The organism is Paenibacillus albicereus (genome assembly GCF_012676905.1).
GTDB lineage: Bacteria > Bacillota > Bacilli > Paenibacillales > Paenibacillaceae > Paenibacillus_O > Paenibacillus_O albicereus.
Genome location: NZ_CP051428.1, coordinates 4757584 through 4771463, shown reverse-complemented (window position 1 = coordinate 4771463; position 13880 = coordinate 4757584). Strand labels below are relative to the sequence as shown.

General features: G+C 65.5%; 12 protein-coding genes. 11 read left to right on the top strand and 1 reads right to left on the bottom strand.

Annotated elements, in window-relative coordinates; translation table 11 throughout:
- Positions 1-15: 15 nt before the first annotated feature.
- The 9 genes from HGI30_RS21305 (at position 16) to HGI30_RS21265 (ending at position 8897) form a co-directional block, all read left to right on the top strand.
- Positions 16-699: a response regulator transcription factor gene (locus HGI30_RS21305; RefSeq protein WP_168909340.1), complete on the top strand. Its 684-nt coding sequence runs from the start codon at positions 16-18 to the stop codon at positions 697-699.
- Positions 696-2207: a sensor histidine kinase gene (locus HGI30_RS21300; RefSeq protein ID WP_168909339.1), complete on the top strand. Its 1512-nt coding sequence runs from the start codon at positions 696-698 to the stop codon at positions 2205-2207. The genes HGI30_RS21305 and HGI30_RS21300 overlap by 4 nt, the downstream gene beginning before the upstream one ends.
- 464 nt (positions 2208-2671) lie before the next feature.
- The gene (gene spoIID / locus HGI30_RS21295) at positions 2672-3985 is read left to right on the top strand and encodes a stage II sporulation protein D (protein WP_235680234.1); all 1314 of its coding nucleotides are present in this window, start codon (positions 2672-2674) and stop codon (positions 3983-3985) included.
- Between the two features lie 118 nt (positions 3986-4103).
- A complete protein-coding gene (locus tag HGI30_RS21290) occupies positions 4104-4988 on the top strand; it encodes a M23 family metallopeptidase (RefSeq protein WP_168909338.1) in 885 nt (294 codons plus the stop codon).
- Between the two features lie 208 nt (positions 4989-5196).
- Positions 5197-5481: a sporulation transcriptional regulator SpoIIID gene (spoIIID, locus tag HGI30_RS21285; RefSeq protein ID WP_021880270.1), complete on the top strand. Its 285-nt coding sequence runs from the start codon at positions 5197-5199 to the stop codon at positions 5479-5481.
- A 91-nt stretch (positions 5482-5572) separates the two neighbouring features.
- Complete coding sequence (gene mreB / locus HGI30_RS21280; protein WP_168909337.1) at positions 5573-6577, top strand: rod shape-determining protein; 1005 nt, start codon at positions 5573-5575, stop codon at positions 6575-6577.
- A gap of 209 nt (positions 6578-6786) precedes the next feature.
- A complete protein-coding gene (locus HGI30_RS21275; RefSeq protein ID WP_168909336.1) occupies positions 6787-7647 on the top strand; it encodes a flagellar hook-basal body protein in 861 nt (286 codons plus the stop codon).
- A 14-nt stretch (positions 7648-7661) separates the two neighbouring features.
- Positions 7662-8513: a flagellar hook-basal body protein gene (locus tag HGI30_RS21270; protein WP_168909335.1), complete on the top strand. Its 852-nt coding sequence runs from the start codon at positions 7662-7664 to the stop codon at positions 8511-8513.
- A gap of 63 nt (positions 8514-8576) precedes the next feature.
- A complete protein-coding gene (locus tag HGI30_RS21265; RefSeq protein WP_168909334.1) occupies positions 8577-8897 on the top strand; it encodes a DNA-directed RNA polymerase subunit beta in 321 nt (106 codons plus the stop codon).
- Positions 8898-9055: 158 nt separating this feature from the next.
- On the opposite strand, the gene HGI30_RS21260 is transcribed toward HGI30_RS21265, so the two are convergent.
- Positions 9056-11221 (bottom strand): Ig-like domain-containing protein, encoded by a 2166-nt coding sequence (locus HGI30_RS21260; protein ID WP_168909333.1) that lies wholly within the window; start codon positions 11219-11221, stop codon positions 9056-9058.
- Positions 11222-11580: 359 nt separating this feature from the next.
- On the opposite strand from HGI30_RS21260, the gene fabZ reads away from it, so the two are divergent.
- Positions 11581-12012, top strand: a complete 432-nt coding sequence (gene fabZ, locus HGI30_RS21255; protein WP_168909332.1) for a 3-hydroxyacyl-ACP dehydratase FabZ — start codon at positions 11581-11583, stop codon at positions 12010-12012.
- A 104-nt stretch (positions 12013-12116) separates the two neighbouring features.
- Positions 12117-13826 (top strand): phospho-sugar mutase, encoded by a 1710-nt coding sequence (locus HGI30_RS21250; protein ID WP_168909331.1) that lies wholly within the window; start codon positions 12117-12119, stop codon positions 13824-13826.
- The last annotated feature ends 54 nt before the right edge of the window (positions 13827-13880 follow it).

The window sequence follows — 13880 nt, the reverse complement described above, 5'->3', positions numbered from 1 at the left end:
CCGGGAGGTATGCGCATGAAATCCCCGTCGATCCTGCTCATCGAGGACGATCCGCTCATTACCGGCCTGCTTGAGCTTTATCTGGATCGGTACGGCTTCCGCTTCGCGGTCGCGCATGACGGCGCGTCGGGCCTCGCCCTGTTCTACGACCGGATTCCCGATCTGGTCGTGCTTGACGTCATGCTGCCCGGCCGGGACGGCTGGAGCGTCTGCGAGGAGATCCGAGGCGCGAGCAAGGTGCCGATCATCTTTCTCACCGGCAAAGGCGAGGGCTACGACAAGCTGAAAGGCTTCTCCCTCGGGGCCGACGACTATCTGGTCAAGCCGTTCGATCCGAAGGAGCTCATCGCGCGCATCCGCGCGGTGCTGAAGCGGTCGCATCCGACGCTGTACAAGGACAGCGCCGAATTTCCCGATCTGGTCGTCGACGCGACCGAGTACCGGGTGCTTGTCCGCGGCAAGGACGCCGGCTGCGCGCCGAAGGAGGTCGAGCTGCTGTATTGCCTCGCCTCTCGCCCGGGCAAAGTGTTTTCGCGGGACGAGCTGCTGCAGGCGGTGTGGGGAATGGACTACTTCGGCGATTCCAACACGGTCGACGTGCATGTCAAGCGGATCCGCGACCGCATCGGAGAGCATCCCGCCTGGCGGATCGGAACGGTGCGCGGCGTCGGCTACCGCTTCGAGACCGGGGCGTCATGAGCGCGGTCGACGCCAAGGCGGCGAGCTTGGGCGGGAGGCTCAAGGCCGGGGCCGCCGCTGTCGCTCGGCGTATCGGGCTCGGCGGCATTTTCGCCAAGCTGCTGCTCATTTCGCTCTCGACGCTGGCGGTCACGTTCCTCGTCTACAATCTCGTCTCGTCGCAGCTCGTCGGCCGCGACATGCTCGACCGGAGGCAAGGGCTCGAAGGAGCCGAGCTGCGCCGTACGATTACGCTGCTGGAGACGGCCGCCCGGGACGGCTGGAGCGACGACTCGATCCGGTCTGCGCTCCAGCTCGTCGTCCCGCCGCAGATGAAGAGCATCCTCATCATCGAGCGCAGCGGACGCTACATGCAGATCGGGCAGGTGCCGCTGCCGGTGTCGGACATCCGCCAGCTGATCGCCTCGGCGGGCATCGGCCGGAGCGCGGAGGCCCGCACCGAGACGGTCGAGAGCGACTCGGGCACGTTCATCGTCAGCTCCCAGTATGTGCCTTCGCTCAATCGCTACGTCGTCTCGCTGTCGACCGGCTTCCAGCGCGAATTCCGGCGCGTGCAGAATCTGAACGCCCTCGCCGTCGGCATCGCCATCGCCGTGTCGGTGCTCGTCTCGTGGGGATTCTCTCGCTACATGACGCGTCGCATCCGGCGGATGAGCCTCGGCGCGGAGCAGTTCGCCAAAGGGCGCTTCGAGACGAAGATCGCCGACCGCTCCGCCGACGAGCTCGGGCAGCTGGCCGGCTCGCTGAACCGGATGGCCGACGACCTCGGGGCGCTGGAGCAGATGCGGCGGGACTTTCTGGCCAATGTCTCCCATGATCTGCGCTCGCCGCTCACGTCGATCCACGGCTATGTCGAGGCGATCCTCGACGGCACCGTTCCGCAAGGGAAGGCGGACCGCTACCTGCGCATCACGCAGGACCAGACGGTACGCCTCATGAAGCTCGTCAGCGATCTCTTGGACATGTCCCAAATCGAAGCCGGCCAGTTCGACGTCGTGCCGTCCGAGTTCGATCTCGCGGAAATGATCCGCCTGCTGCTCTCGCGCATGGAGTCGACGTTCCGCCATCACAGCGTCCGGTACGAGATCGACGGGCTGCCGGCCGAGGTGCGCGTCGTCGGCGACCCGCACCGGCTGGAGCAGGTGATGGTCAACCTGCTGCAGAATGCGATGGCGTTCTCGCCTCCGGGCTCGACCGTCCATGTCACGCTCGAGCGCGGGCCGGACAGCGCCTGCGTCACGGTGCGGGACGAGGGCATCGGCATGAGCGCGGAGCAGGCGAGCCGCATCTGGGACCGCTTCTACAAAAGCGACGAAGCCCGTGGCGGGCGAGGCGGCACGGGCATCGGCCTGTCGATCGTCAAGCATATCCTCGACGCTCACGGCTCGCGCATCGAGGTGCGGAGCGAACCGGGCCGTGGCAGCGCGTTCCGATTCTGCCTCGCTTGGGCGGATGCGGCCGCTCCCGACGAAGACAGCGAGAGCCGAACCCGTCCGGAGGAAACCTAAACGGCGGGTGGTTCCGTCCAAGGCGGCCGGAGCGGATCGCATGCATCCTCGTTTCCCACGACGCTTCCTCTGTTCTATTCTATGATTCCCCTCTCATAGTCTTAGAAAACAAGCTGGAAGTAGAAGGAGCCGCTAGTCGGGCGGAAGACGCCGGCAGCGGGGGGAAAGGGGACATGCGGACAATGCGGCAGGAGAGGGAGCACGCGCGCCCGGCTGGGAGCGGGGCCGTCCAGGAAGACGAGGAAAGGCAGCAGGCATCAGGCCCAGTGACGGCGGGAAACGATCGATCGTTGCCGGACGGCGGGAAGAAGAGCGAGAGAACGCCCTGCCAGGATAAGAGGCAGGAAGAGAGGGCTCGACGAGAATCATCGCAACGCGCCGCGCGGCAAGAAAGGGCCGAATCCGGCGAAGCGGAAAGCCCGTGCAGCAGAGCGGGCGTCAAAGGCGCCGCCGCTATCCGCCGAATGCCGCAGAATCCATCGCCCTGGACGCTGTCGGCGCTCGCGGCGCTGACGGCGGCGGCGATCCTGCTGCCGGGCCTGATCGCGCACCGGCAGGCTGATCCGGGGAAGGTCGCGGACGAGCCGGGCAGCGGCTACGGGTACGGGGCAGCGGCGGCGGTCGAAGAACGGCCGCCGGCCTTCACGACTTCCGGCGGCAAGATCGTGCCGCTGCTGGGCGGCGCGCCGGACGTTCCGGCCGCCGGAGCTGGCGGGACAAGCTCCGCCGCAGACGGACAGGCCGGCTCAGCCGCCGCAGCGCCGGATCCGCAAGCCCCGGCGGCCCAGGCGCCGCCGGCCGGAGCAGGCGCCGGCCGGTCCGGCCTGTCGGGCAAGGCCGGACTCGAATCGCCGACCGCGGCCTCATCCGGGTCCGATTCCGCCGCGCCGGCCGGAATTCCGCCGCTCGGAGAACTCGATCGGATGCTCGTGCGGGTGTATTTGACCGTAGAAAAACGGGTGGAAAAGGTGCCGATGGAGCTGTACGTGCGGGGCGTGCTCGCCGGGGAGATGCCGATCGGCTTCGAGCCGGAGGCGCTCAAGGCGCAGGCGATCGCCGCGCGCACCTACATCGTGAAGCGGCTGGCCGCGGGAGACCGCTCCGGCGTGCCGGGCGAAGCCGCAGACGTGACGGATACGACGGCGCATCAGGTGTACGTGCCGCTGTCCAAGCTGCAGAAGCGCTGGAGCGGCGAGGAGCGCGAGCGCAACCTGACGAAGCTGAACGCGGCGGTGCAGCAGACGAGAGGGCAGATCGTCACGTATGAAGGGAAGCCGATCGAAGCGCTCTTCTTCAGCACGAGCAACGGCTACACGGAGAACTCGGAGGATTACTGGGACGCGAGCCTGCCGTACCTGCGGAGCGTGGCGAGCCCGTGGGACAAGACGATCAGCCCGGAATACAAGGAGACGACGACGATGAGCCTGGCGGCGTTCTGGCGCAAGCTCGGCATCAGCTCCAAGACGAGCGCCCGCAGCCTGCGCGTGCTCGATACGACCGACGGCCGGCGCATCCGCAAGCTCGCGGCGGGCGGGCAGGTGCTGACGGGCCGGGAGGTTCGCGAAAAGCTCGGGCTGCCGTCCGCCCAGTTCACCTGGAAGGTCGAAGGCGGCGACATCGAAATTACGACGTACGGCTACGGCCACGGCGTCGGCATGAGCCAGTGGGGAGCGGACGGCATGGCCAAGGCGGGCCGCTCGGCCTACGAGATCCTCTCTCATTATTACACCGGCGCCGAGGTCGTGCGGACCGACTCCCTTCCCCGCCGCCCGGCCTAAGCCCCGTACGGCCTGCGCGGGAGCGGAAGCGTCCCTCTCACGCGCTCTTGCAAATTCTCTATCGCCTCACGTATAAAGCCAACCGATCCGGCAACAATGGCTAGTGAGGTGATGAAAGATGAATGAACAAGATCAGAAGAACGCCAAGCAAGATCCTCCTAAAAACCAACTGGGAGGAAGGAAGCCCGCATCAACCTACAAGAAGACCCTGTCGCGCAAATGGATCTCTCCGGCCATCTTTGTCGCAGCGGCAGCCATCATCGTAACCGTCATGTGGCTCTATCAAGGAGACGAGCAGAAGACTTCGACTACCGAGACTCCCGAGAGCGCCCAGACGGAGCAAGGCGGACAGACGCCGATTCAGGAGACGGTCAAGCCGGTTCCGGGCGAGACGGCATTGTGGCCGGTCGCAAGCGTAGAGGACGTGCTGGTGAAGCGAGGCTACTTCGACAGCGCGGCCAGCGCGGCGGAGCAGGAAGCTTCGCTCGTGGAGCAGAACAATACGTACAAAGGCAATACCGGCATCGACCTGGCCCGCGCGGATGACCAGCCGTTCGACGTGCAGGCCGTCCTGAGCGGCAAGGTCACGCTCGTCCAGGATCAGCCGACGAATGGCACGGTCGTCGAGATCGCCCACGGAGGCGGACTCGTCTCCGTCTACCAGAGCCTGAGCGGCGTCACCGTCAAGCCGGGCGACGAGGTCAAGCAGTCGACCGTCATCGGCAAGGCCGGACGCAACGACCTGCAAAAAGAGCTCGGCGTGCATCTGCACTTCGCCCTGATCAAGAACGACGAGCACGTCAATCCGTCCTCGGTGCTGCCGGCCGAAGCGCCGCAGCTGCAGACGGCGGCGGCCCAGCCGGAGGCGGGCAGCTCCGAAACTCCGGAAGCGGCCGAGCAGACGGACGCCGGTGCCGCAGACAGCGCCGGTGCCCCAGACAGCGCCGGAGCGACAGACAGCGCGGGCGCCGCGGACGGCGCTCAGCCGGACGACGCCGAATAAGCACGTGGACGCATCAGCCGGCCTTCCCTCTCGGGAAGGCCGGCTTTTTTGGTTGCGGATCGGCGCGAATTCCGGTTCTAGAAGCATCGGGAGTCCTATTTTCAGCCAATTGGGACGGAATTCCGGCTTAGGACTTGGCCATAAAGAATATCTGCCCGACCCCCTCATATAATGTACCAAACTTACAACGAGTCAAGGAGGCGGGAACGTGCACGATTACATCAAAGAGCGGACCATCAAGATCGGCCGGTGCATCGTGGAGACCAAACATACGGTGCGTACGATCGCCAAAGAGTTCGGGGTGTCCAAGAGCACGGTGCACAAGGATCTGACCGAGCGGCTGCCGGAAATCAATCCGGATCTGGCCGATCAGGTGAAGCATATCCTCGAATACCATAAGTCGATCCGCCACTTGCGAGGCGGCGAGGCCACCAAGATCAAGTATAAGAAAAGCACCAAGCGGCGCGAGGTGCTGGCCGCCGGAAAGCGCTAATTTTTTTCAACAAAATCAGAGGAAAAACGAGGTTTTCAGCGAATAATGGGTAATGGGCTTCCACACTATTCGTTAGGGGACTTCGGACGTTATGCTGAGCAAGGATATCGGAATCGATCTGGGCACCGCCAACGTGTCCATTCATGTAAAAGGGAAGGGCGTCGTGCTTGACGAGCCCTCTGTCGTCGCCGTCGAGACCGACACCCGCCGGGTGCTGGCGGTCGGCGACGAAGCCTATCGGATGGTCGGGCGGACGCCGGGCAACATCGTGGCGATCCGTCCGCTTCGCGACGGCGTCATCGCCGACTTCGAGATTACCGAAATGATGCTCAAGGCGTTCATCGACCGCATCGGCGGGCGGAGCTGGTACAGCCGCCCGCGTATTCTCATCTGCGCTCCGACCAACATCACGTCCGTCGAGCAAAAGGCGATCCGCGAGGCGGCGGAGCGCTGCGGCGCGCGCGAGGTGTACATGGAGGAGGAGCCGAAGGCGGCGGCGATCGGCGCCGGCATGGACATCTATCAGCCGAGCGGCAACATGGTCGTCGATATCGGAGGCGGCACGACGGACGTCGCCGTCCTTTCCATGGGCGACATCGTCACGTCGGCGTCCATCAAGGTAGCGGGCGATACGTTCGATTCGGACATCAGCCGCTACATCAAGGCGAAGTACAAGCTTCTGATCGGAGAGCGGACAAGCGAGGAGATCAAGATCCGCATCGGCTCGGTGCACTCCGGCGCGCGCAACGACGCGATCGACATCCGGGGCCGCGACATGGTCACCGGACTGCCGCGCACGATCAGCATCCACTCCGAGGAAGTGCGCGAGGCGCTGTCGGACTCCGTCGCCGCTATCGTCGCCGCCGCCAAGACGGTGCTGGAGCAGACGCCGCCGGAGCTGTCGGCCGACATCATCGACCGCGGCGTCATCCTGACGGGCGGAGGAGCGCTGCTCGAAGGCCTCGACCTGCTCATGGCGGACGAGCTCAAGGTGCCGGTGCTGGTCGCCGAGGATCCGATGCACTGCGTCGTCAAAGGGACGGGCTACATGCTCGACCACCTCGACCGCATGTCGCGCAAAAAAGTGCGTCTTTAATCGCCGCCGCTCCCGCCCTGCCCCGGGCGGGAGGGCAGCGCAGGCGCTCGCTTGGCCGCTGCCGGGAGCAGCGGCTTTTTTGGCGTGTCCGGCCGCTGGCCGCGACTCGGCCGGGCGCGAGGGCCGGGAGTGGGCATCCAGGCCTATTCACAAGTCCTGGCGGCATGCCGATATAGACGACAGCAGAACACCCTCAAGGAGGCTCCTCCATGATTAGAGGCTTATATACCGCCGCGGCGGGCATGATCGCCCAGCAGCGCGTGCATGACACGGCAACGACCAATATCGCGAACCTCAATACGACCGGCTACAAGGCCTCCCATGCGCTGAACCGCTCGTTTCCCGAGATGCTCCTGTCGATGAGCGGCAAGAACGACGAGCCGGTGCGGCGCATCGGACGGCTCAGCACGGGGGTGCTCGCCGAGGAGAGCATCTCGCTGCAGGTCCAGGGCGACCTGAACAAGACGGACAAGCCGTCCGACTTCGCCATCCTCTCCGAAATCCAGGTGCCCGGCGTGGAGTTCGACGCCTCCGGCAAGTCCATCGCCGAGGACGGCACGGTGACGTTCCGTCCGCAGGCTTACTTCACGGTCCGGAACGAGCAGGGAGAGACGCGCTACACGCGCGGCGGCGAGTTCCATCTGACCGGAGAAGGCGCCCTGGTGACCGCCGACGGCTCCTCCGTGCTGGGTGCAGGAGGACAGCCGATCGCCTTCGCGCCGGGCACGAGCCTCGACTCGCTGAAGCTCGACGGCAGCTTCCGCTTCCTGGACGGCGCGGGCGCGCCGACGGGCCAGTCGCTGCTCATCACGCGGGTCGACCGCGTAGCCGATCTCGTCCGAGAGGGCGACGGCAAGCTGCGGCTTGACGGCGAGGGCGGCGCCGCGGCGGCGCAGCCGGGAGCGGGCATCGAGGTGCGCCAGGGCTATACGGAGCGCTCCAACGTCGATCCGACGCAGACGATGCTCGATCTGATGGGGGCGATGCGCGCCTACGAAGCCAACCAGAAGGTCATCCAATTCTATGACAAAAGCTTGGAAAAAGCGGTCAACGAAATCGGCCGCGTGTAAAGGAGGATTGACCGGTGAACAATTCCATCATCAATGCGACGGTGTCGATGAGCGCGCTTCAGCAGCGGCTTGACCTGCTCGCCGAGAATATGGCCAACGTGAACACGGCCGGATACAAGCGCAAGGAAGCGACCTTCCAGGATCTGCTCACGAACGCGAAGCAGCAGCCGGAGGCGTTCCGCCGCGAGGGCCGCGTCGGTCCTCTCGGCTACAACCAAGGCTGGGGCGCCCGCTTCATCCAGATGGGCCCGGACATGACCCAGGGCAGCCTCAAGGAGACAGGCACTTCGACCGATCTGGCGCTGGAGGGGAACGCGCTTTTTGTCGTCGCGTCGGATGACGCCGGCGGCCGCGGCTACACCCGCAGCGGGGCCTTTCAGTTGACGGTGACCGGCCAGGGTGATACGATACTCGCGACAGAGACCGGGTATCCGGTCCTGGGTCAGGTGCCCGTGCAGACGGCGAACGGCGTCGTTTTGCGCGAGGGCCCGATTGTCGTGCCGGAGGGCGTATCGCTGCAGATCAGCCCCGAGGGGATCGTCGACGGCGTCCGCGCCGACGGCAGCCGCACTCGCCTCGGACAGCTGGCGCTCGTGCAGCCGACTCGCCCCGAATCGCTCGTCGCCGTAGCGGACAACCTGTTCGGCGTCGCCGCCGGCACCGATGCCGCCGACGTGCTGACGCCGGCCCAGGCGGGCGAGGGCGGCGCCGTCGCCGTTCGCCAAGGCTTCATCGAGCAGTCCAACGTAGACCTCGTGGAGGAGATGACGGAGCTGCTGAGCGTGCAGCGGGCTTACCAGCTGAGCGCGCGGGCGCTGACCTCCGCCGACACGATGGCCGGACTGGCCAACACTATGCGCGCCTGAGCCTTTCCTCCTGCATCCTGACGGCGGGAGAGGGGCTCTGCCGCGCCGTCAAGGATGATGATCATGACCAACGATACGCAGACTTCGTCGATGGGCGGGGCGCCGTCCCCGCGGGAGAACGGGCAGAGCTCGCCTGCCTCCTCAGGCGGCGCGTCGCGTCCCAAGGAGAAGCAAGCCGCGGCTTCCTCGGGCAAGCCGCGCAAGAAAAGCCGCTTCACCGCCTGGTGGTTCGCACGCAAGCTGATCGTGCTCGCCCTGTTCGCCGGGGCGCTCGTAGGCGGACTTTATCTCGGCTTTGTCGTCGTGGGCGGCGGGTCGATGTCGGATGCGTTCGACGTCGCGACCTACAAGCATGTCTATGACCTTGTGTTCTCCGATTCCTAGCGTGACCGGTTCCTTCGCGGAGCCGGTTTTTTTGCGATTGCCGAGCGAAACGGGAAAGGGACGAAGCGGGGATCTTCAAGATCCTCTCCGCTTCGTCCCGTTTTCATTTTTCGCCTGAAGGGCAGCCTGGCCTGTGCCGGACATGCCTCACGGCCGGTTTACTTTACCGTCACGCGCGCCGTAACCGACTTGCCGTCGAAGACGGCCTTGATCGTCGCCGTGCCCTTGGCGACAGCGGCGATCGCGCCGCCCTGCGTGACGGTCGCGGCGCCCTCGCGGCTCGAGGACCAGAGGGAGGCTGCGGTCACTTCTTCATACGTCCCGTTGTCGTAGAAGGCCTTCAGCTTCAGCTGAGCCGAGGCTCCCGGAGCGAGCTGGAAGCTTTTTTCGGAGAGCACGAGGCTCTTGAGCTTCGGCTTGACGGTCAGCGCTACCGTGACGCTCTTGCCCTGGTACGTGCCCGTCACCTTGGCGCTGCCGAGCTTGAGCGCCTTGATCGTGCCGCGCTGCACGCTTGCGACAGCGGAAGCGTCGACGCTCCAGTCCATTTTGGCCGCCAGCGAGACCGTGGCTCCGCTCTTATACGTGCCGGTGACCTTGACGGTCTTGCTGCGGTTCGGATGGAGCGTCAGGGAGGACGGATCGACGGTCAGCTTGACGATCTCCTCCTCGATCGTGACCGGGAAGGTGACGGTCTTGCCGAGATAGGAGGCGGTCAGCGTCGCCTTGGCGCTGGCCAGGCCGCGCATCGAGTCCTCCAGGACGAGCAGGCTGCCGCCGGAAGCCTTCCAGTCGGCTTTGGCGGTGACATCTTCTTCTTCTCCGGTCGTGTACGTGACGGTCAGCTTGGGCAGCTCGGCCGTCTTGCCGATGACGAGCGATAGGGCCTTCGTCTCGGACAGCAGGGCGAGCGGCTTGGCGTTCACCTCGAACGGCAGCTCGACCTTCATGTCGCCGAGCTCGGCCTTGAGCACGGCGCTGCCGCTCTTGCGCGCGATCCACTTGCCGTCCTTGATCTCCACGACGTCGGAGGCGCTGGACGTCCACTTGACGAGCTTCGTGACGGCGAATTCCGCCTCGTCGAGGCCGACGGCGGTAATGGCCGGCAGGTCGCGCGTCTCGTCGACGATGGCCGTCAGCTTCTCGTCCGCCGCCTTGATGCGTACGGCGGTCGGGTAGACCGTCACCTTGAGCGAGCGGCTGACGCCCTTGTATTCGGCCTTGATCGTCGAGGATCCGGCCGCTTTCGGCGTGACGAGCCCGCCTTCCGCGGTCGCCGCATACAGATCGGAGGACGTCCATGCCGCGAGCGCCGTCACGTCCTCCGCGCTGCCGGACACGCTCGGGATGGAGGCGGCCAGCTGCACGGGCGAGTCGGAGAGCAGCAGGTGCAGCTCGGCGGACGGAGACAGCTTGAGCACCTCATAGGGCTGGCGCACGACGGCCTGCACCGTTACGGACACGCCGTGCAGCGAGACGGAGATCGTCGCTGTGCCGGGGCCGACCGGCGTGAGGACGCCGTCCTTCTCGGCCTTTACGATCGTGGGAGCAGAGCTGCTCCAGACCGCCTTTGACGTAACGTCGAGGCTAGCTCCTCCGTCCTTGGGCCGGGCGGTGGCGGTCAGCCGGAGCGCGCTGCCTCCGGTCTCCAGCTCGACGAGCGACGATTCGGAGAGCTCAAGCGCCTCGTACGGCGATTCGGCGGTCAGCGTCAGCGAGGCGGATACGCCCCGGTAGGAGGCCTTGATCGTCGTCGTGCCCGCGGCAAGGATCTCGATCTCGCCGTCCTTGACGGAAGCGACGGCGGCGCTGGAGCTCGTCCAGTCGGCGTCCTCGGTCAGGTCTGCCGTCTGTCCGTCCTTGGTGCCGACCGCATCGAGCTGAAGCTTGTCGCCGACGTTCGCCTCGAGCTTGGCCGGCGCATTTTCCCCGCCGCGCTGCAGCTGCAGCTTGCTGTACGGATAGGCGACCGTGACGGTCACGCTGGCGGAGTAGCCGCCGAACTTGCCGGTGATCGTCGCCTTGCCGGCGGCGACCGGCGTCAGCACACCGCCGCTTACCTTGACGACGGACGAGAGCGAGGTCGTCCAGACGGCCGAAGACGTGACGTCCTTTTTAGCGGAAGAGCCGGAATAGGAAGCCCACAGCACGAGCGCGTACGGATCCTCGCCGTAGGTCAGGGACAGGCTGGAGCCGGTATCGAGCGAGACGGAGGCGACGGCGTCCTCGGCATGGGCCGCAGGAGCCAGCAGGGAAAGGGCCAGGACGGCCGCCAGCAGCAGCGACAGCAGCGTACGGCTGCGCGGTGTAGCGTGTCGGATCAACGAGAGACACTCCTTTTTTGAGTCGAGATTTTCGTCGGAATAATCTAGTTAACGGCATATCGATGCGGAAAATGTAGGCAAACGCTGGAAAATAGGAAGGGCGGCGGTTTTTTTTTCGTCGGCCGGGAGGTATAATAACGGGGGCATACATAGGTCCCAAGAGGGATTCCGCCGCTTCGGGAAGCGACAAAAGGACAGGCCCTTCGCGGATGTTCATCCGACGCGGGCCTGCCCTTATCTCAACCCCTGCGACCTGCAGGCTCGCGGGGGACAGTCCTAGTCTGGCCCGGGATCGAGCGATCCATGCGGACGCGCGTCCGGGAAGGCGATACCATTTCCTCCGGGAGGAGACCCACAACTTGCTGAATATCAACGAAATCATGGACATCATTCCGCATCGCCAGCCCTTCCTGCTGATCGACCGCATCCTGGAGGTCGAGGAGGGACAGCGCGCCGTCGGCATCAAAAACGTGACGATGAACGAACCGTTCTTCGCCGGGCACTTCCCCGGCTTCCCGGTCATGCCGGGCGTGCTCATCGTGGAGGCGCTCGCCCAGGTCGGCGCGGTCGCGATCCTCAAGGTCGAGGCCAATCGCGGCAAGATCGCGATGTTCGCGGGGATCGACGAGTTCCGTTTCCGCGGGCAGGTGACGCCGGGCGACACGCTGCGGCTCGAGGTGGAGATCACGCGCCTGAAGGGCATCGTCGGCAAAGGCAAGGCGACCGCCAGCGTCGACGGCAAGGTCGTGGCCGAAGGCGGCATCATGTTCGCGCTGACGGATCCAAGCTGATTTCCGGGCGCAAGAGATCAAAACCATTCCAAGACCAAAATCGTCTTAGCGGGAGGACAGCTCCTCCCGCTGACGCCATACAGAGACAAGGGAGAGATCAACGGATGTCCGTAACCGCAATCGCGTCCGAACGCTATCAAGCCTGGCTGAGCGATCCGCTCATCGACGAGGCGACGAAGGAAGAGCTGCGCGGCATCGCCGGCGACGAGAAGGAAATCACCGACCGCTTCTACCGCGACCTCGAATTCGGCACGGGCGGCTTGCGCGGCGTCATGGGCGCCGGCACGAACCGGCTGAACGCCTACACCGTCGGCAAGGCGACCCAAGGGCTGGCCCATTGGCTGCTCGCCCAGACGGATTCCCCGTCGGTCGTCATCGCGCACGACTCGCGCAACAACTCGCCGGAGTTCTCGCTGGACGCGGCGCTCGTGCTGGCCGGCAACGGCATCAAGACGTATCTGTTCCCTTCGCTGCGCCCGACTCCGCAGCTGAGCTTCGCGGTGCGGGAGCTCGGGGCGAGCGGGGGCATCGTCATCACAGCCAGCCACAACCCGCCCGAGTACAACGGCTACAAGGCCTACGGCCCCGAAGGCTGCCAGCTCGTCCCGCATGAGGCCGAGCAGGCGATCGAGGCAATCGCCCGAGTGGGAAGCTTCGCCGAGATCAAGCGTCTCGGCCGCGAGGAGGCCGAGGCCAAGGGCCTGCTCGTCTGGCTCGGCGAGGAGGACGACCGCCGCTTCATCGAGGCGGTGGCGGCGCAGAGCCTGAACCGCGATCTGCTGAAGCGCGGCGCGGGCGCCGACCTCAAGGTCATTTTCACGCCGCTTCACGGAACGGGCAACCATCCGGTGCGGGAGGCCTTGGCGGAGATCGGCATCTCGAACGTGTCCGTCGTCCAGGAGCAGGAGCAGCCGGACGGCTTTTTCAGCACGGTCAAGAGCCCCAATCCGGAGGAACGCGAGGCGTTCACGCTGGCGATCCGGCAGGCGCAGGAACAGGATGCCGATCTCATCATCGGCACCGATCCGGACGCCGACCGCGTCGGCGCGGTCGTCAGGAACAACCAGGGCGAATTCGTCGTGCTCACCGGCAACCAGTCCGGCGCGCTGCTGGTGAACTACGTGCTCAGCCAGCTCAAGGAGCGCGGCCAGCTGCCGGCGAACGGAGTCGTCGTCAAGACGATCGTGACGAGCGAGATGGGGGCGGACATCGCCAAGGCGCACGGAGCGGAGGTCATCAATACGCTGACCGGCTTCAAGTACATCGGCGAGAAGATGACGGAGTTCGAGCGGACCGGGTCGCATGCGTTCCTTTTCGGCTACGAGGAAAGCTACGGCTACCTGACCGGCATGTACGCCCGCGACAAGGACGCCGTCGTCGCGGCGATGCTGATCGCCGAGGCGGCCGCTTTCTACAAGCATCAAGGCAAGACGCTGTACGACGTGCTGCTGGAGCTGTACGCCGAGTACGGCACCTATCTGGAGGGGCTGGAATCGCGCACTCTCAAGGGGCTGGACGGCGTGCAGAAGATCGACGCTATCATGGACAGCTTCCGCAACTCCCCGCCGGCCGAAGCCGGCGGCGTCAAGATCGCCGAGGTGCTCGACTACAGCCTCGGCCTGGACGGCCTGCCCAAGGAGAACGTGCTGAAGTACATGCTCGAGGACGGCTCCTGGTTCACGCTGCGTCCGTCGGGCACCGAGCCGAAGATCAAGGTATACTTCGCGGTACGCGGCGATTCGCAGCAAGCGGCAGGCGCGGCGCTGGAGGCGCTTCGCTCCTCCGTCATGGAGCGCGTCGACGCGCTGGCCTAAGGCGGCTGCCTCTCGAACGGAGACGTTGCGGCCGATATAGATCGAACAGCCGCA